This window comes from Vibrio sp. 10N.286.46.A8 (assembly GCF_041470165.1).
Lineage (GTDB): Bacteria > Pseudomonadota > Gammaproteobacteria > Enterobacterales > Vibrionaceae > Vibrio > Vibrio tasmaniensis_A.
On record NZ_JBFRLX010000007.1, the window covers coordinates 1 to 19,075 of the forward strand.

Genomic DNA, 19,075 nt, shown 5'->3' on the forward strand with positions numbered 1-19,075 from the left:
GGAACCCCTCCAGGGTGTTTTTTCCTAACTCATAATGGATAGGCTAAAGAGATGTTTTTCCCAACGCATCTCTCAAGTGCGGAGCGCATCATAGCAAACACGTTAAACCTGTAAAGGGTTTTTCTTATGGTTTTGTGTTAAATGCTGCCTTTTTGGGCAAAGATGGCGAAAAGTACGCATATTGCTCGTGAAGTGAACATCTGTATTAAGATTTACGTACTGATAGGTAACACCTTGAGGTAATTAGCTTTCTGTATCGTGTTTGGTTCGTGTCATTCGTCATGAAACGTCAATTGAATTTAACTTAGATTTACACTTCTTGACGTTACAGCATTCATCAGTTGATAGAATACGGTTAATTTCATTTATAGATAATAATACCAATCGTAGTAAATAATTGGTCATCCTAGCTGGTTAAAACGCTCGATAACTGCGTTAAGAATTTTGATTGTAGAATAACTACTTATCGAAAACCTCTGCCTTGTTCTCAAGTCTTTTCTCTGCGCTATTTCTGACCACTTACCTACTGTGTTTGGTATAAACCTTACTTGCAGACCATTATTATGAAGCATAAAACTGTTTTAACCCTGCTTAGCTTGTCTATCATTATGGCGTCTCCAGCCGCACTAGCTAAACGTATGGGCCCTAGCACGGTCACTGTTGTTACCGAGCAAGTTGACATTCACCAAGTTAGCCAGTCTCTTTCTTTGGTCGGTAAGTTGGAAGCCGAGCAATCTGTAATGATCACTTCTGAAGTGGCTGGCAGAGTGAACTCTATTAACATTAAAGCCAATCAAGATGTCACCAAAGGGCAGATGTTGGTTCAACTCGATGACGACAAAGCAAAAGCAGCAGTTGCAGAAGCACAAGCATATTTAAAAGATGAAAAGCGTAAGCTTGCGGAATTTCAACGACTAGTGAAACGTAACGCGATCACTCAAACTGAAATTGACGCTCAGAAAACTAACGTAGAGATCGCTAATGCTCGCCTAGCTGCCGCTAACGCTAACCTGAAAGATCTACATATCAGTGCACCTTTCTCTGGTACGGTCGGTTTTATCGACTTTAGCCGCGGCAAAATGGTGACATCGGGTACAGAGCTCGTGACGTTAGATGACTTGTCTGTGATGCAGTTAGATCTTCAGATTCCTGAGCGCTACCTTTCTAAACTGTCTAAAGGTATGACAGTAACGGCTCGCACCAGTGCGTGGGGCGATACTCAGTTCACGGGAACTGTGGTGGGTATTGATTCTCGCATTAACGCCGAAACTTTGAACCTTCGAGTTCGAATCCACTTCGATAACAACAATGATTACCTAAAACCGGGCATGTTAGTGGCGGCTGATATGGACTTCCCACCAGTAGAAGCCCCAATCATTCCAGTTCAAGCGCTTGAGTATTCAGGCACTAAGCGTTTCGTTTATGTTATTGGCGAAGATAACAAAGCGACTCGTACCGAAGTATTCCTCGGGGCTCGTCTTGATAACGAAGTCGTGATCGAAAAAGGTATCGAGATTGGTCAGAAGATCGTAGTGCAAGGTATCGTGAACATGCGTGACGGTGTTTTGGTTCAAGAACTTGCCGTTAATCGCCCTGCTAAACTTGACGGCGATACCGCTAATCTTGATGGCAACAAAGCTAAACTTGATAAAAATACAGCAGCACAAGAAGGCGCTAACTAATGTTGTTATCTGATGTTTCTGTGAAGAGACCAGTAGCGGCTGTTGTATTGAGCCTGCTTTTGGTTGTGTTTGGTATTGTCTCTTTCAATAAGCTCGCAGTTCGTGAAATGCCCGATATTGAAAGCCCGGTGGTATCGATCAGTACTCGTTATGAAGGTGCATCTGCCACCATCATTGAAAGCCAAATTACCTCCAACCTTGAAGATCAGTTATCCGGCATCAGTGGTATCGATGAAATCGAATCTACGACACGAAACGGATCGTCACGAATCACCATCACCTTTGAACTTGGTTATGACCTCAATACCGGTGTCAGTGATGTGCGTGATGCGGTAGCGCGTGCTCAGCGTTCGTTGCCAGATGAAGCCGATGACCCGATTGTTTACAAAAACAATGGTAGTGGTGAAGCGTCGGTTTACATCAATTTAAGCTCAACTGAGATGGATCGAACGCAGTTAACCGACTACACCGAACGTGTGTTGATTGACCGCTTTAGTTTGATCTCTGGTGTGAGCTCGGTGGATATTTCTGGCGGTTTGTACAAAGTCATGTACGTGAAGCTGAAACCCGCGTTAATGGCGGGTCGTGGTGTTACCGCCTCTGATATTACACAAGCCCTACGTAACGAGAACATTGAAAGCCCGGGTGGCGAAGTGCGTAACGATGCGATTGTGATGTCGGTTCGTACTGCTCGTTCATATACTGAAGCCAAAGATTTCGAATACTTAGTGGTGAAACGTGCCTCTGATAACACACCTATCTACTTGAAAGATGTGGCGGATGTTTACATTGGCGCAGAAAACGAGAACTCGACCTTTAAGAGTGACGGCGTTGTTAACGTCAGTATGGGCATTGTGCCTCAGTCTGATGCCAACCCACTTGAGGTGGCTGACTTAGTCCATAAAGAAGTCGAAGCGATTCAAAAGTTCTTGCCTGACGGAACTCGCTTGGCTGTCGACTATGACTCCACTGTCTTTATCGACCGTTCGATCTCAGAGGTTTACAGCACACTCTTTATTACGGGTGGTTTGGTTATCCTCGTGCTTTACGTCTTCATTGGCCAAGCGCGTGCAACGCTAATTCCAGCCGTGACCGTTCCTGTATCGCTAATCTCGTCGTTTATTGCGGCGTACTACTTTGGCTTCTCTATCAATCTCATCACCTTGATGGCACTTATCCTGTCTATCGGTTTGGTGGTCGATGATGCGATTGTGGTGGTTGAGAATATTTTCCACCACATTGAACGTGGTGAATCACCATTGCTTGCGGCTTATAAAGGGACACGTGAAGTAGGCTTTGCGGTAATCGCAACCACGCTAGTACTGGTCATGGTGTTCCTACCAATCTCGTTTATGGACGGCATGGTAGGCCTTCTGTTTACTGAGTTCTCGGTACTTTTGGCGATGTCGGTGATCTTCTCATCTGTCATAGCATTAACCTTGACGCCGGTTTTGGGCAGTAAAATCCTAAAAGCGAACGTGAAACCTAATCGCTTCAATCAATTTGTTGAACGTGTGTTTGGTAAGTTAGAAGGTGGGTACAAATCGGTATTGCGCCGTGCTCTAAACTGGCGTTGGGCAGCTCCAATCATCATTATTGCGTGTATGGGCGGTAGTTATGGTTTGATGCAACAAGTGCCGTCGCAACTGACGCCACAAGAAGACCGTGGTGTTATCTTTGCGTTTGTTCGTGGTGCCGATGCAACCAGTTACAACCGAATGTCTGCCAACATGGACATCGTTGAAGAGCGCCTAATGCCGCTGCTTGGTCAAGGATTCTTGAAGTCATTCAGCATTCAATCGCCAGCGTTTGGTGGTAATGCGGGCGACCAAACGGGCTTCGTTATCATGATCCTGGAAGATTGGGATGAACGTGAAGAGACAGCACAACAAGCCTTGGGCGAGGTACGTAAGTCTTTAGCGGGTATTCCTGATGTACGTGTGTTCCCGTTCATGCCAGGCTTCCGTGGTGGTTCGAGTGAGCCTGTGCAATTTGTACTGGGTGGCTCTGATTACTCTGAGCTTCAGAAATGGGGCGAACTGTTAAAGCAAGCCGCTGAAGACTCGCCAATGATGGAAGGTGCGGACATCGATTACTCTGAGAAAACACCAGAGCTGTTGGTAACCGTAGATAAGCAACGTGCAGCCGAGCTAGGTGTGAGTGTTTCGGACATTTCGGACACGTTAGAAATCATGCTGGGCGGTAAGAGTGAAACGACGTTCGTTGAACGTGGTGAAGAGTACGACGTTTACCTGCGTGGCGATGAAAACAGCTTTAACAATGCGAATGACTTAAGCCAAATCTACATGCGAACTCAGTCTGGTGAATTGGTGACACTCGATACTCTAACGCATATTGAAGAAGTAGCGTCTTCGATTCGTTTGTCGCACTACAACAAACAGAAATCGGTGACCATCAAAGCGAACCTAATGGAAGGTTACACGCTGGGCGATGCTTTGGATTTCCTTGATGAACAAGCGATTGAGCAGCTACCGGGTGATATTTCAGTAAGCTACTCAGGCGAGTCTAAAGATTTTAAAGAAAACCAATCGAGTATCTTAGTGGTGTTCGCGCTAGCGATGTTGGTCGCGTACTTGGTATTGGCTGCGCAATTTGAGAGCTTCATTAACCCGCTGGTGGTGATGTTCACCGTACCTATGGGTATCTTTGGTGGCTTCTTAGGCTTGGTGTTGATGAGTCAAGGGCTCAACGTTTACAGCCAGATCGGTATGATCATGTTGATCGGTATGGTGACCAAAAACGGCATCTTGATCGTCGAATTTGCCAACCAACTTCGAGATCGTGGTATTGAGTTTGAAAAGGCGATCATTGATGCTTCAGCTCGACGTCTACGTCCAATCTTAATGACGGCGTTCACAACATTAGCTGGTGCAATCCCATTGATTACCTCAACGGGCGCAGGTTATGAAAGCCGAGTGGCTGTAGGTACGGTTATCTTCTTCGGTATGGGCTTCGCGACACTGGTCACTCTGTTTGTAATCCCTGCGATGTACCGACTGATTTCCGGCTCAACACGCTCTCCGGGTCATGTGGAAGCGGAGCTTAATAAAGAGCTCAGTCATGATAACGTGGGAAGAAGCAGTCACGGTTGATGAACACGCACGGCCAATGAACACGTACGGTTAATGAACACGGAATAGTGTAACAATATTGAAAAGCCTGCGTTTGCTCCTAGCGAATTGCAGGCTTTTTTTGTATAACACACAGAGCTCAATGAATTAGTACAATAAATCGAATAAAGGAAAGTAAAGTGGCTGAATTTAAATACAAAGATCTTTCTCAAGAAGAACAAGACAAGCTGGATGCAGCAACCTTTCGTCGCCTGTTAGCACACCTAGACAACAACAAAGATGTCCAAAACATCGACCTGATGATCTTGGCTGGCTTTTGCCGTAACTGTTTTAGTAAGTGGTACAAAGCAGAAGCTGAACAACAAGGCTTAGACTTGGATATCGATGACGCTCGTGAGCGCGTATATGGCATGACTTACGATGAGTGGAAACAAAACCATCAACCAAAAGCCACGCCTGAACAACTCGCGGCATTTGAAGCGAAGCAGAAGCCAGAGTAATTTGTTCTCGTTAGTGATTGATTAACAGAACAAACAAAAAAGAGCCCATCAAGGGCTCTTTTTAATTTTGGCGTCGGTGCTTACTCTGTGGTTAAGCCAACTCACCTGTTTGCGAGAAAGCTTCCAATTTCGCTGCGTAAGGTTGCAGGTCACCAATGTTGTTATTTACCCACTCGTCATTGAAGTAAGTGTCTAGGTAACGCTCACCGCTGTCACATAGCAAAGTCACAATAGAACCTGTTTCTCCACGCGCTTTCATCTCGCTTGCCAGTTGAAGCACACCGTACATATTTGTACCCGTAGATGCGCCAACCTTGCGGCCAAGAATGTCAGATAACCAATGTGTCGTTGCGATGCTTGCTGCATCTGGAATTTTACGCATTTCGTCAACCACACCAGGAATGAAGCTTGGCTCTGCTCGTGGGCGACCAATGCCTTCAATTTTGCTGAATGTGTTGCCTTTCACGTTCACATTGCCGGTTTGGAAGTATTCGTGGAATACTGAGTTCTCAGGGTCGACAACACAAAGCTTAGTTTCATGCTGTTGGTAGCGAATGAAGCGGCCGATAGTTGCAGACGTACCGCCAGTACCTGGGCTCATTACTACCCACGCTGGAACTGGGTGATCTTCCATCTGCATTTGATTGAAAATGGAGTTCGCGATGTTGTTGTTACCACGCCAGTCGGTTGCGCGCTCAGCGTAGGTAAATTGGTCCATGTAGTGACCATTCAGTTCTTCTGCTAAACGACGAGACTCATCGTAAATTTCATCTGAGCGGTCAACAAGATGCGCTTGGCCGCCGTAGAATTCAATCTGCTCAATCTTCTTCTTCGCTGTGCATTTCGGCATTACCGCAATAAACGGCAGGCCAAGTAGGCGAGCGAAGTACGCTTCAGATACTGCAGTACTGCCTGATGAAGATTCAATGATCGTTGTTTCTGGGCCAACCCAACCGTTACAGATAGCGTATAAGAACAGAGAACGCGCTAAGCGGTGCTTTAAAGAGCCTGTAGGGTGTGTGCTTTCATCTTTAAGGTAAACATCAATGCCTTCGATACTTGGCAGTTCGAGCTTGATAAGGTGCGTATCCGCTGAGCGTTGGTAGTCGGCTTCAATTCTACGAATCGCGTTGTTAATCCATTGATGGTCAGTGCACATAAGCGTTCTCCTGATCGAGTGTAGGAATTCTTTGTAATTGGTATGCTTCCAATTTAGCTAGAATTTGAGAGAAAAACTTTGCCATATTTGCTTTGTTTTGCTTAAATTGTAGAAAATTATTCTCTTTAAATTCGATTTGGTGAAAGTGTGATAGATGCCGTAGATAAAAAAATATTGAGGCTGTTACAAGAAGACAGCACATTGTCATTGAACGACATTTCAGAAGCGGTCAATCTCACCACGACACCTTGTTGGAAAAGGCTTAAACGCCTCGAAGAAAACGGCATTATTGAAAAAAAAGTGGCGTTATTGAATCCTGAAAAGCTCGAACTTGCTTTTACAGCGTTCGTATTGGTGAAAACCAGTGATCATTCTCATGAGTGGTATGGTCGTTTTGTAAACACCGTATCGGAATTTCCAGAAGTAATGGAGTTTTATCGCATGGCTGGCGAATATGATTATATGATGAAGGTTCAGGTGAAAGACATGAAGTGCTTTGATGATTTCTACAAGCGCTTGGTGAATAGCATTGATGGTATCTCTAATGTGACCTCGACGTTTGCGATGGAGCCATTGAAGTACACGACGGCATTGCCTCTTTAAGCTACACCTAGCTAAAGTTAACTATCGTTTCAGTTTAGATATATTCTCAGTTTAGATCTCGCCTCTGCGATAAAGAAAAGGAATATTCATGTTTGCAAAAGTATCTACTGCTATCCAATTGGTACTGGCCGTTGCCATTTTCTATTTGGGTTACACCATCTATTCGTTTACCAATAAAGTCGGTGAAATCGTTGATACTTATCCGCAGGTAATCGAAGATTTATCCGGTCTTACCAAAGGGCTAAAAGTAGAAGAGCTATTAGCGTTTGCTGAACATGTTAATGAGCTTGCTCCTCAGGTGTTAGATACCGTTGAAGACGTTAGAAAGACCGTCGAAAAAGTGAATCAAACCGTTTCATCGGTCGATAATAAAATCCCTGCGATATTAGATGAAGTTAAAAATGTCCGAACGGAAGTCGGGCAGGTAAGAACCGATGTCATCCCGCCAACATTGACTGAATTAAAACGATACCGTGTCGATGTGATGCCACCGATGCTCGCTGAAAGTAAATCTTACCGCGAACAAACTATCCCCACTGTTGTTGCCGAATCTGAAATGCTACGAGCGGAAGTACCGGGTATTTTGGTACAAGCGAATTTGCTGGCAGATAAAAGTAAAGAGTTAGCTCAGGGCGCCGCAGAGGGCGCAGTGAAAGGCGTGGTGTTATCGCCATTTAATCTACTGCGAGACGCTGGTGATGGAATTAAAACTCGAGTACAAGGTGAATTCGAACCCTTGCTAGAGGTTGAATAGAGATTACGGACTGTTACGTGACAGCTTGTCGTTAGCATCATTAAAAAGAGAGGCTAGGTATTAAACCTAGCCTCTCTTTGTTTCTCGTAAATATTTGGGGCTTGTAAAAAGCGTTTATTCGCTATTTATACCAATCACAATAAGTAAGTGTTCAGGAATAGCGCAGGAAAAAAGCTTGAGAACAAGGCAGAATTTTCTGATAAGTAGTTATTCTACAATCAAAAATTCTAACGAAGTTATCGAGGTTTTTAACAAGCTAGGATGACCAGTTATTTACTACGATTGGTATTACTTGATCGCTATTTAGTAAAACGCATCACACCTTCTTGAACGGCTGTCGCTACGAGCTCACCTTTCTGATTAAAAATTTCGCCGCGCACTAGGCCACGAGTGTTCGCAGCTGTTGGGCTTTCAATCGCATAAAGCAACCACTCATCCATCTTGAATGGGCGGTGAAACCAGATAGAGTGGTCAATCGTTGCTACTTGGAAGTTCGGCGTCATGATCGAAACTTCATGAGGCTGTAATGCCGTCACTAAGAATCCCCAGTCGGATGCGTAAGCAAGCAGGTATTGGTGAATCAATTGGTTGTCTGGCATCGCGCCATTTGCTCTCACCCAAAGGTACTGTTTTGGGTCGGCTTTCTTAGGGTTAAGCGGGTTCACTATTGTTACCGGGCGCATCTCAATTGGCTTTTCGCCACAGAAAGTCTTACGCAGTTTCTCAGGCAAAAATTCAGCAATGTGGCTCGCTAACTCAGTTTCTGATGCAAAGTTCTCTGGCCCTGGGATGTTTGGCATTTCATTCTGGTGTTCAAAGCCGGGTGCATCACCATGATAAGAAGCCGTAAGATAGAAAATAGGGCGGCCATTTTGAATCGCTTTCACGCGGCGTGTACTAAAGCTGCGTCCATCTCTTAGGTTCTCAACATCGTAAATAATGGGCTTTTCAGGGTCGCCGGGAAATAGAAAGTAACTGTGGAACGAGTGAACGCTGCGGTCGTCTTGAACCGTATAACGAGCAGCAGAAAGCGCTTGCCCTAATACTTGACCGCCGTATACCTGTGGCAGACCTAGGTTCTCACTTTGCCCGCGGAACAGGCCTTCCTCTAGTTTCTCTAGCTGAAGTAAATTGAGTAATTCATTTAAAGGTTGACTCATCGCCAGCATGCCTCTTGGTAAAATAGGTGTCAGATTATGGTGTTAATCATTCAGCTTAGTCAGATATCTGTCAATAAATCATAGGGTTTCGAGACAGAATATGAAAGCTCTCTTATAATTGGTGAGTAGATTTGCCGAGTCCGGCAAACATGTTGAGAGAAATTGAATATGAAAAAGGCTCTAATTCTTATTACGTCTTTAGTATCGTTTGGCCTACTTGTGGGTTGCCAAGCAACATCAGAAACCAGTGCTTCTCAGGAAGTGGTTGCAGAAAACACCCAAGTGATTTCAGGAACAGTAAGCTATCGCGAAAGAATTGCATTGCCAGAGAATGCCGTAGTGACTGTTACGCTAGAAGACATCTCACTGGCTGACGCACCATCGACCGTTATCGCGACTCAAGAGTTCACCACAGACGGTAAGCAAGTTCCGTTCGCATTCGAGCTGAGCTACGACAACAACAAGATTAAAGCTAACCACCGTTACAACATGCGCGCAACGATTCACGTTGACGGCAAACTACGTTTCACAACAGACACGATTAAGTCAGTGATTACTGACGTAGAAAACACGCAACAAGCAGACCTACGTTTGGTTGGTGTCCGTTAATTCGAAATCGATGCCACTGTTAAGGCATCTTGATTAAGCTTAATTTAGTCAGTTGAATAGACGATTAGTGGCAGCTCTAGGGCTGCCATTTGTATATTCTGAGTTTAACTTTCCCCGTGTCACTCACTTCAATCCCTTCTTCTTGCAAATGCTTTTTCTGGCGATCAAAGGAATCTCCTTTCAAAGAGATCTCACCTTTACTATTGATCACCCGATACCAAGGCAGTTTGCTTCCTTCTGGTAGGTTACCCAGCGCTTTACCCACATGGCGCGCATAACCCGGAAATCCTGAAAAACGTGCGATGTCTCCATAAGTTGTTACTTTCCCATATGGAATTTGGTGAATCACAGCAAAGATTTGGGGCAAAAATTGGTCCATACTAAATGTTCCTAGTTCATAAATACCACGGATCGGTAGAAGGAGAGGGCTATGGTATTTTCAACGTTTCAGTTCTTGATCACCACATTATTAGCGGTTGTTTGCGCGAGAGCAATCAGTTTAAGTGAGGGGGATATCCCAGTACTTGCAATGGTCATTCCTGCTTTATGGATTCTACCGCAGGGGGGTATCGCAGGTTTAGCTTTGCTTGCTGCCATGACCACTTACGGTCTAACCCTTCCTTTGCAACCCATCACGCTCTCTGTCAGTGTATGGGTGTTATTCCCACTATTGATGGTGGTCTTTTCAAAACGCAGCAGTTTGTCGGTCGTGATTATTTCTGGCTTGATCGTCGCAACGCTACAAGTCGGGATCATGGTGACGCAATCCGCAGGAAAGCTTGATGGCGTTCCGTGGGTTACCACGCTGCAAACCTTGTCGATCATCGTGATTTGGTGGGCGGCAAATCATCTTAAACCAGCCAGTCGACACAGCTGGTGGTCATTAGGCTTAATACTTCCATTATGGATGGCCGATTTACCTTATGCCGCTTTGGTTGCTTTGTGTGTCACGGGTATCATGGCATCGATGGAAACACTGACGCGCTTGAAAACTTTCCGTTGGAATAAGCTGTTGTGTTGGACATTGCCAACAGTCGGTTTTGCGGCTTTGGTGATAACCCCAAGTATCGAAGTGCCTAGTCCCGTTTTTGTGGTGTGGTTATGTTTGTTGGGCACCGCTTGGATGACAGACTACATCCTTCGCACCGAAGATAATGAAGACATCGATATTTAGCTCTTCTGTAACCAAACCTTTCAACTGCAGGTAAATGGCGAATTTACCTGCGATTTGCGAATGGGTTGAATAAAGGATAAGCACTTAGAACGCAATTGTTCAAAAATAGGGTGGAAGGGCTTGCAATGGTTGCTGCGATGCTTAATAATCCAATCACTCTTTGAGGCAAGCCTCTTAGAAAAAGAATCTATGGAGGCTCTGGTCCTCCCGCAACACTAACTTGTGAACTCGGTCAGGCCTGGAAGGGAGCAGCCGCAGCAGGCGACGTGTGTGCCGGGATGTGGCTGGGGCTTCCACCCATTAAAAAAGCCGCTCTTAATGAGCGGCTTTTTGCTATCTGCACTATGAGTTTTCAGACTCGACTTTTACTGTAGAGTCACAATAAAAGTGACTTTACTATGTTCGACCAAACTCAGAAATTATCCCACCCCTATAAGTTCGTTAGTTTACTATTGCTACTGCAGACTCGGATCTTAGTGAGTTGATATCTGCCGCTTGCGATATGACTTGAGTTAGCTTTTCCAAATTTCGCCGTCAACAAGAACTGCTTGTGTATGATAGTTATCATTTAGAATTGTTGCTGCTGCAATATATCCTTCTTTTAAGTAACCAAGGGAGCTCCCACTTCGCAACGCATGTGCAGGGTAAGTCGATGCCATTTTAAAAGCTTCTTCTTCATCAATTCCCCATGCAATAATATTAGCAACAGATTGATCCATGCCAATATGTGCACCAGCTAGGTTGCCATTCGAATTGACCAATTTGTTCTCAACAACTTTGATAATTTCGTTGTTGAGAACGAAGCTATTGTCTGCGCTACCGACTGAGCCCATAGCATCTGAGACAATTAGCAATTTCCCTTTTGGTTTTGCTCGGTGGGCAAGCTTGATGTTTGTAGGGGCAACGTGAATCCCATCGGTAATAATTGAGCACCACGCGTGATCAGTCATTAACGCTGTGCCAACAACGCCCGGCTCTCTGCCGTTTAGAGGAGACATTGCGTTGTATAGGTGTGTGAAGCCATCAATATGGGATAAGGTTTCTTCGCTTAGTTGCTGCTCTGTTGCATTACTATGGCCACAAGACACCAATACCCCTTTACGAGAAAGCCAGTCAATAGCGGCTGAATTTACAGCTTCAGGAGCTAAAGTAATAAGCGTTTTTCCCTGAGTTAGCCAAGGAAGTTCGAGGAGTCCGGCGACGGTAGGGTCGTAAAAATGACTGGTATCATGAGCGCCTTTTTTTTCCGGGCTTAACCATGGTCCTTCTAAGTGGACACCCAATACGCCCTTAGTTTTATTTTCTAGAGCGGAACGAGTAGCCAACAAGGCTTGTTTGATCTTTTCTGAACTGTCGCTGATTAACGTAGGTAGCAAGTAAGCAGTACCATGTTTTCTATGGGCATGACAGATGGTTTCAATGCCTTTGACGTCGGTTTGTTGGTTGAACATGACACCGCCGCCACCGTTTACTTGGAGGTCGATAAACCCTGGTGTAAGCGTAGATGAAGGGTAGCGTATGACTTCGGCTTGCGCAGGAATACGATTCTCAGGCACGATTGAGACGATGTGGTTTTCCTGCCAAAGTAATGCGGATTCGTAGTGCATCTTCTCACCATCAAAAATACGCAGCGCTGAGATTGCTTTGAGTGTCATGAATAGTCCTTTCGCTCTTAATTGAAGAGTCGTCTTGATAAAATACGTGGTATATACAGAGCCCAAATACACTTAAACTCAGTGTTCAAAAAGAGCGGCGGCCCCTAATAGGCAAGCATCATGATTGCCCTTTGCTGGTGCTAACTTGACTTGAAATGGACGCGGACGCATCTCAATGTGCTGTGCTACCCGCTCTAAATAACCAGCCGCAAGACCCACTCCCCCCCCGATTACGATCACATCTAAATCAAGGGTGGCTTTTAAATTACAACATAACGTGGCGATAGCTTGGGCGCTTTGCTGAATAATGTGTTCGGCAGAGGGGTTAAGGTGCGCTTGCTCAAAAAGTTCGACGTTAGAAATGGTGTTATTAATTGTCTGTTGGGCGTATTTATTGATGGCTGTCCCTGAGGCGATGGCTTCGACACAACCTCTTTGACCACAGCCACAAATTGGCCCGTTGGGATCAATCACTAAATGACCTATATGTCCGGCAAAGTTGTTTTGTCCGCGATGAAGCTTCCCATCAAGAATCAAGCCGCCACCGACACCGGTTGATACCGTTAGATAGGCCATGTTTTTTTCTTGATCGGTTAAGTGCAAGTATTCATACCATGCCGCTGCCTGCGCATCGTTTAGCATTGCGACTGGCTTGCCTGTTTGTGCTTTGATTTCAGTATGGAGTGGGAAAGGAGTGGGAAAGGCCAATGTGTCTGGGTTAATGGCGCTGATCCCTTGTTCTGTAACCAACCCCGTAGTGGAGATGCCAATTTGATCCACATCTTCTAACCAAGGTTCGCAGTGCTGCAGTATATGGTTTGCAAATTGATTTGCAGAAGTTACGTCAATGGTCGGGATTTGCATTCGCTCACAGAGCTTGCCATTTGAGACAAACCCCAACGCGATTTTTGTGCCGCCAATGTCAATGGCTAGGATGTTCATTATTACGCCTCTACTGCTTGAGTTGCTTTATTAAACCAGTTCGTTACGACTTCTAATCGTGTCAAGGCTGAACCAACGGTTACTGCTGTTGCACCACACTCAATGGCCTTAGCGGCAAGTTCAGGTGTGTTGTACCTGCCTTCTGCCATAGTAAAGAAACCCGCTTTAGAAAACTGTTTAACCAGTTCAAAGTCTGGTTCAGTTGGTTCACTTTCTCCAACATAACCTGACAACGTTGATCCAATGATCTCGACGCCATGCTGATGGGCCCAAAGACCGTCTTCAAAACATGAACTGTCCGCCATCGCAAAGCAACCTGTTTCCTTAATTGCGGTGACGATTGCATCGCGGCTTTCTGGTCGAATTCGGTCAGTTGCGTCAAACGCTATGATGGTTGCTCCAGCCTCTGCCAGTGCAGTGACATCGCTGCAATAAGGCGTAATTCTTACCGGACTATTCTCTAAATCACGCTTCACAATACCAATAATTGGTATGCTGACATGTTCAGAAACCGCCTTCACATTGTTGATACTTTCAATGCGGAGTGCTTTCGCTCCAGCTTGTTCTGCGGCTTGTGCCATTGCGACAATAATCTCAGTTTTCGCAAGTGGGCTGAATTCAACTGGTTGAATAGAGACAATGGTTTGTCCGTGTAAAATGCCTTTTAAGTCATTGATACAAATTGCTTTATTTCTCACGATGGGCCTCGTCTGTATAAGTTTTGTCACGGTATTACTTGAATGCATCACAGCAATGAATGAGCAACTGTAGTGCTATTTGAATTGAATATCTGTCCGTGATCACATTTTGTTAAATCTAGGTTTGAAAATAATCTTCACCGCAATAATAATCCATAACGAAGATTTTTTTCAAACAAAATAAAAATTTTTTTTGAAAGTGGTGAAATCAGACCGAAAACCAATATAAGGGAATAATATGAAAGCCATGAACAAAATCACTATTGCTATGCTGACTCTCGGATTTGCTGTTTCTGCACAAGCGGCTACAACGCTGAAAATGGGAATGCAAGCCTCAGTAGGCTCTGTGGAATACACTTCTGCGAAACTGCTTGCGGATACCATTGATGAGATGAGTAACGGGGACATCAAACTGTCACTTTTTCCAAGCGCACAGTTAGGTGATGACCGCGCAATGTTGCAACAGCTAAGCCTAGGTGATTTGGACATCACTTACGCAGAGTTCGGTCGTATGGGTCTTTGGATTCCTCGCGCAGAAGCCGTAACATTGCCATACGTTGCGAAAGATTATGAACATCTACGCCGTATGTTCGAATCTGATTTTGGCCAAGGCATCCGTGAGGAAATGTTGACTAAGTTCAATTGGCGAGCGTTAGATACTTGGTACAACGGAACGCGTGAAACAACGTCTAACCGCCCTCTTGAATCAATCTCAGACTTTAAAGGCTTGAAGCTTCGTGTTCCAAACGCTAAACCAAACTTAAACTACGCAAAACTGTCTGGTGCATCTCCGACACCAATGGCGTTTTCTGAAGTGTACCTAGCACTGCAAACCAACGCCGTTGATGGCCAAGAAAACCCATTGCCGACCATTAAAACAATGAAGTTCTATGAAGTTCAGAAGAACCTCGCGATCACAAACCACATTGTGAACGATCAAATGGTGATCATTTCTGAGACAACTTGGCAAAAACTGTCTGAGGCTGATCGTAAGATCGTGACTGCCGCGGTAGCGAAAGCGGGCGCTGCTCATACTGCTTCAGTGAAAAAACAAGAAGCTGAGTTAGTTGCTTTCTTTGAGTCTCAAGGCGTGAATGTTACTTACCCCGACCTTGCTCCGTTCCGTCAAGCGATGGAGCCGCTATACACGAAGTTTGAAGACAAAATTGGTCAGCCAATTGTGAAAAAACTGGCGAGCATGTAAGCCATCGTCTATTGGTAGTAAATAAGCTTGGCTGGCCATTAGAGGCCAGCCTTGGAGCTAAAAAATGTTACGTAAGATTATTGATAATATCGAAGAGATCATCACCGTGCCTTTAATGGCCATTCTGCTCCTAGTACTGACTTGGCAGATCGGAACCCGTTGGTTATTGAATGATCCTTCGCTTTGGAGTGAAGAGCTCGCACGAGTTCTTTTTATGTATATGTCGTTAATTGGTTGTGCGATGGCCATCAAAACGGGCTCGCACGTCAAAATTACTTTTTTCTCAGATAAATTACCCAACAAAATACGCTTTTCGTTAGCGTTTACTTTGGAGTTAGCTGTGCTCGTGTCTATTTTTGCCATCATTTATTTAGGCTACCAGCACGTTCAACGTACCGCTTTTTTTGAACTGATCACGTTAGAAATTTCGAGTAAGTGGATGAATTACAGTTTACCACTTGCGGGGCTGTTTATGGTGGCACGTCAACTGGAAAAAATGGTTCAGTTAGTCGGTGAGTTTCGTGTAAGTACAGCTAAGTCATCTGAACAATCATCTCAAACAGTCGTTAGGTAGGAGTCATTATGGCAGGTTCAATTTTTGGCTGGTTAGCACTTCTGTTTGCAGGGATGCCCGTCGGTTTTTCACTTATTTTCGTTGCACTCGTATTTTTGGTATTGACTCAAAGTACCGGAATTAACTTCGCGGCTCAGCAAATGCTGGGTGGCATCAACAACTTCACCTTGTTGTCGGTTCCGTTTTTTGTATTAACTGGACACTTAATGAACAGCGCTGGTATTACAGAACGTATTTTTAACTTTGCTAAATCCATGGTCGGGCACATTACCGGTAGCTTGGGCCATGTAAATATTATGGCAAGTTTACTTTTCTCTGGCATGTCTGGATCGGCGCTTGCGGATGCGGGTGGCCTTGGGCAACTTGAAATCAAATCAATGCGAGATGCAAAGTATGATGATGACTTTGCTGGTGGATTAACCGCCGCTTCTTGCATTATTGGTCCTTTGGTTCCACCTTCTGTGCCGCTTGTCATTTATGGTGTGGTTTCAAATACATCGATCGGTGCTTTGTTTTTGGCGGGAGCCATCCCTGGATTGATGTGTGCAGCCTCATTAATGGTAATGAGCTATTTCATCTGTAAGAAACGTGGCTACATGACCTTACCTAAAGCGACTCGTGGTGAGCGATTTAAATCACTAAAAGAAGCTTTCTTGTCTTTGTTGACGCCAGTTATCATTATTGGTGGCATTTTCTCCGGGAAATTCACTCCAACAGAAGCGGCCGTTGTTTCTTCTTTATACGCTTTGTTCTTAGGTGTTGTGGTTTACCGTCAAGTTACGCTTACAAGCTTTGTCGGTATTTTAAAAGAAACCGTTAATACCACTGCCGTTGTCGCGTTGATGGTCATGGGGGTAACGGTATTTGGTTGGATTGTGGCTCGAGAACAATTGCCTCAAATGATGGCTGACTATTTCTTAACAATCAGTGATAACCCGCTTGTACTCTTGCTACTGATTAACTTACTGCTCCTGTTTTTGGGCACATTTATCGAATCGCTAGCCTTGCTTCTTTTATTGGTTCCGTTCCTTGTACCTGTTGCCGCGGCTGTGGGTATTGATCCGGTTCACTTCGGTGTAATGGCTATTTTGAACTTAATGATTGGTATTTTAACTCCGCCAATGGGCATGGCTTTGTATGTGGTTTCGAAGGTTGGAGACATTCCGTTCCATACCTTGACCAAAGGGGTCATTCCACTTTTGGTGCCATTATTTATCGTGCTGGCACTTATTGCGGTATTCCCTCAATTCACGCTTTTTCTTCCAGAATTGATGCTTGATTACGGAAAGTAGCCGCAGATTAAATAAACGACTAAGTAGATGGAATGGGTTCCGGTTTATTCCATATTTAAGACAATAAAATTAAGGTAAGAAGATGAAAAAGTTATCTGGACTAATTGCAGCGCCACACACACCGTTTGATGCCGCTAACAGAGTCAATTTTGGTGCGATTGACCAAATTGCAGAACTGTTAGTTGATCAAGGAGTAACGGGCGCTTACGTGTGTGGAACAACGGGTGAGGGGATTCATTGCTCGGTTGAAGAACGTAAAGCAATCGCGCAGCATTGGGTTAAGGCTGCTGCTGGTAAATTAGATCTCATTATTCATACTGGTGCGCTAAGTATTATTGATACGTTAGAGCTTACTCGCCACGCAGAGGGTTTGGATATTCTCGCGACATCGGCTATTGGTCCGTGTTTCTTTAAACCAGGCAATGTTGAAGATTTGGTCGAATACTGTGCGCAAGTTGCGGCCGCCGCGCCTTCAAAAGGATTTTATTATTACCACTCTGGTATGTCTGGCGTAAATGTCGATTTGGAACAGTTTCTAATTCAAGCCGATGATCGTATTCCTAACTTATCGGGTGCAAAATTTAACAACGTCGATTTGTATGAATATCAACGTTGTGTACGTGTAGCCAATGGTAAGTTTGATATCCCGTTTGGTGTTGATGAGTTTTTGCCCGCTGGTTTGGCTGTTGGGGCTGTGAGTGCTGTCGGTAGTACTTATAACTACGCTGCACCACTTTACTTGAAGATCATTGAAGCATTTAACAAGGGCGATCAAGTTCAAGTCGCAGCGTTAATGGACAAAGTAATTGCGCTTATTCGTGTGTTGGTAGAATACGGCGGCGTAGCAGCGGGTAAAGCCGCGATGGAATTGCATGGTATTGATGCCGGTAATCCTCGCTCCCCAATTCGCCCGTTAACGGCAGTACAAAAAGCCGATGTTGTAGCAAAAATGCGAGACGCTGACTTCTTGTAACAATAAAAGGGGGGGAATCCCCCTTATAATGCGCTTTAAGGTGGGGTGCTATGTCATTGTTTTATGGAGTCTGTTATTTTGGCTCAAGCATTAAGTATTTAAAGGGGCCAATGTGAATACGCCTAAAAATTTATTAGTCAGAATGCGTTCAAATATAGAACCCTTGAGTAAAAAACTCACTATTGTGGCTAATTACATTATTGAAAATGCACACGATGTGCAATTTCAAACAATCACGGAACTTGCCAAAAATACTCAAACCAGTGAAGCGACAGTAGTCCGTCTGTGTCGTGATATGGGATATAAAGGGTATTCCGACTTCCGTATGGGGTTGGCTATCGATTTAAGCCAAACGGCTAGCCAAAATGCGCCAGAAATTGAAGGCGATATTTGCGACGTTTCCGCTCAGAATGCGGTAGCAAGTTTGAATGATACCGCCAAGCTAATTGACAGAAAATCGTTAGAGAGGATCTGTACGCTTGTTCATAACTCTAGTTTTATCAGCTGTGTTGGCGTTGGTGCATCGAGTATTGTAGGGCGATATCTTTCTTTTCGTTTGTTAAGAATTGGTAAAAAAGTCACTATGTATGAGGACACTCACCTTGCCGCAATGAATGCAGTTCGTTGTACTGAAGGTGATTTGTGGATATCTGTGTCCAGTTCCGGTTCGACCAAAGAGGTAGTCCACGCGGCGACGCAAGCGTATAAGCGCGGAGTTCCTGTCGTCTCCTTAACGAACATTAGTCACAGCCCTTTGTCTGCCATATCTACTGAAATGTTAGTGGCAGCAAGGCCTGAAGGCCCACTGACTGGAGGCGCGTTTTCTTCTAAAGTTGGTGCTCTGTTGCTCGTTGATGTATTGGTTAATACCTTGCTCGACATTTATCCAGAATACTCAGAGTCCGTTTTGGAAACAGCAGAAGTTGTCATGCCACTTATGACAACTTAATAAGCTAAAACTCATTTCTACCCAAAGCCTGCAATCGTAGGCTTTTATTTTATTT

Annotated in this window: 18 protein-coding genes and 1 other RNA gene; 13 read left to right on the top strand and 6 right to left on the bottom strand. The window is 44.6% G+C overall.

The window, feature by feature from the left end; genetic code table 11:
* Nucleotides 1-563 precede the first annotated feature (563 nt).
* From AB4232_RS00645 to AB4232_RS00655, 3 genes are all read left to right on the top strand, one after another.
* Nucleotides 564-1,682, top strand: coding sequence for an efflux RND transporter periplasmic adaptor subunit (locus AB4232_RS00645; protein WP_135382503.1), 1,119 nt, complete (start codon nt 564-566; stop codon nt 1,680-1,682).
* Nucleotides 1,682-4,795 (top strand): vibriobactin export RND transporter permease subunit VexH, encoded by a 3,114-nt coding sequence (gene vexH, locus AB4232_RS00650; RefSeq protein ID WP_372085626.1) that lies wholly within the window; start codon nt 1,682-1,684, stop codon nt 4,793-4,795. The genes AB4232_RS00645 and vexH overlap by 1 nt, the downstream gene beginning before the upstream one ends.
* A 158-nt stretch (nt 4,796-4,953) precedes the next feature.
* Complete coding sequence (locus tag AB4232_RS00655) at nt 4,954-5,274, top strand: DUF1244 domain-containing protein (protein ID WP_004736423.1); 321 nt, start codon at nt 4,954-4,956, stop codon at nt 5,272-5,274.
* Between the two features lie 91 nt (nt 5,275-5,365).
* On the opposite strand, the gene AB4232_RS00660 is transcribed toward AB4232_RS00655, so the two are convergent.
* Complete coding sequence (locus tag AB4232_RS00660) at nt 5,366-6,433, bottom strand: PLP-dependent cysteine synthase family protein (RefSeq protein WP_371708565.1); 1,068 nt, start codon at nt 6,431-6,433, stop codon at nt 5,366-5,368.
* A 147-nt stretch (nt 6,434-6,580) separates the two neighbouring features.
* Here AB4232_RS00660 and AB4232_RS00665 point away from each other — a divergent pair, with 147 nt between their 5' ends.
* Entirely contained in the window at nt 6,581-7,036 is a 456-nt protein-coding gene (locus AB4232_RS00665) for an Lrp/AsnC family transcriptional regulator (protein ID WP_009847256.1), read from the top strand.
* 88 nt (nt 7,037-7,124) lie between these two features.
* Nucleotides 7,125-7,790 carry a hypothetical protein gene (locus AB4232_RS00670; protein WP_372085628.1) on the top strand — a complete coding sequence of 222 codons (666 nt, stop codon included), beginning with the start codon at nt 7,125-7,127 and terminating at the stop codon, nt 7,788-7,790.
* Nucleotides 7,791-8,089: 299 nt separating this feature from the next.
* Here AB4232_RS00670 and tesB read toward each other — a convergent pair whose 3' ends face one another.
* A complete protein-coding gene (gene tesB, locus AB4232_RS00675) occupies nt 8,090-8,950 on the bottom strand; it encodes an acyl-CoA thioesterase II (RefSeq protein WP_372085629.1) in 861 nt (286 codons plus the stop codon).
* A gap of 168 nt (nt 8,951-9,118) precedes the next feature.
* Between tesB and AB4232_RS00680 the strand changes: the two genes are divergently transcribed.
* Nucleotides 9,119-9,559 carry a YbaY family lipoprotein gene (locus AB4232_RS00680; RefSeq protein ID WP_009847253.1) on the top strand — a complete coding sequence of 147 codons (441 nt, stop codon included), beginning with the start codon at nt 9,119-9,121 and terminating at the stop codon, nt 9,557-9,559.
* Nucleotides 9,560-9,635: 76 nt separating this feature from the next.
* Here AB4232_RS00680 and AB4232_RS00685 read toward each other — a convergent pair whose 3' ends face one another.
* The gene (locus tag AB4232_RS00685) at nt 9,636-9,938 is read right to left on the bottom strand and encodes an MGMT family protein (protein ID WP_135382509.1); all 303 of its coding nucleotides are present in this window, start codon (nt 9,936-9,938) and stop codon (nt 9,636-9,638) included.
* A gap of 51 nt (nt 9,939-9,989) precedes the next feature.
* On the opposite strand from AB4232_RS00685, the gene AB4232_RS00690 reads away from it, so the two are divergent.
* Nucleotides 9,990-10,733 carry a hypothetical protein gene (locus tag AB4232_RS00690; protein ID WP_009847251.1) on the top strand — a complete coding sequence of 248 codons (744 nt, stop codon included), beginning with the start codon at nt 9,990-9,992 and terminating at the stop codon, nt 10,731-10,733.
* Between the two features lie 196 nt (nt 10,734-10,929).
* An RNA gene (gene ffs, locus AB4232_RS00695) (signal recognition particle sRNA small type) lies at nt 10,930-11,026 on the top strand.
* 219 nt (nt 11,027-11,245) lie between these two features.
* On the opposite strand, the gene nagA is transcribed toward ffs, so the two are convergent.
* The 3 genes from nagA to AB4232_RS00710 form a co-directional block, all read right to left on the bottom strand.
* Nucleotides 11,246-12,388: an N-acetylglucosamine-6-phosphate deacetylase gene (gene nagA / locus AB4232_RS00700; RefSeq protein WP_135382524.1), complete on the bottom strand. Its 1,143-nt coding sequence runs from the start codon at nt 12,386-12,388 to the stop codon at nt 11,246-11,248.
* A 78-nt stretch (nt 12,389-12,466) separates the two neighbouring features.
* Entirely contained in the window at nt 12,467-13,330 is an 864-nt protein-coding gene (locus tag AB4232_RS00705; protein WP_135382525.1) for an N-acetylmannosamine kinase, read from the bottom strand.
* A gap of 2 nt (nt 13,331-13,332) precedes the next feature.
* Nucleotides 13,333-14,013, bottom strand: a complete 681-nt coding sequence (locus AB4232_RS00710; protein WP_372085631.1) for a putative N-acetylmannosamine-6-phosphate 2-epimerase — start codon at nt 14,011-14,013, stop codon at nt 13,333-13,335.
* Nucleotides 14,014-14,266: 253 nt separating this feature from the next.
* On the opposite strand from AB4232_RS00710, the gene AB4232_RS00715 reads away from it, so the two are divergent.
* The 5 genes from AB4232_RS00715 to AB4232_RS00735 all read left to right on the top strand — a co-directional run bounded on the left by AB4232_RS00715 (nt 14,267) and on the right by AB4232_RS00735 (nt 19,020).
* Nucleotides 14,267-15,232, top strand: a complete 966-nt coding sequence (locus tag AB4232_RS00715) for a sialic acid TRAP transporter substrate-binding protein SiaP (RefSeq protein ID WP_135382527.1) — start codon at nt 14,267-14,269, stop codon at nt 15,230-15,232.
* 64 nt (nt 15,233-15,296) lie between these two features.
* Nucleotides 15,297-15,806, top strand: coding sequence for a TRAP transporter small permease (locus tag AB4232_RS00720; RefSeq protein ID WP_009847245.1), 510 nt, complete (start codon nt 15,297-15,299; stop codon nt 15,804-15,806).
* An 8-nt stretch (nt 15,807-15,814) separates the two neighbouring features.
* Nucleotides 15,815-17,098, top strand: a complete 1,284-nt coding sequence (locus AB4232_RS00725; protein WP_009847244.1) for a TRAP transporter large permease — start codon at nt 15,815-15,817, stop codon at nt 17,096-17,098.
* An 82-nt stretch (nt 17,099-17,180) separates the two neighbouring features.
* The gene (locus AB4232_RS00730) at nt 17,181-18,071 is read left to right on the top strand and encodes a dihydrodipicolinate synthase family protein (protein ID WP_102257792.1); all 891 of its coding nucleotides are present in this window, start codon (nt 17,181-17,183) and stop codon (nt 18,069-18,071) included.
* 112 nt (nt 18,072-18,183) lie between these two features.
* Complete coding sequence (locus tag AB4232_RS00735; RefSeq protein ID WP_102257793.1) at nt 18,184-19,020, top strand: MurR/RpiR family transcriptional regulator; 837 nt, start codon at nt 18,184-18,186, stop codon at nt 19,018-19,020.
* Nucleotides 19,021-19,075 lie beyond the last annotated feature (55 nt).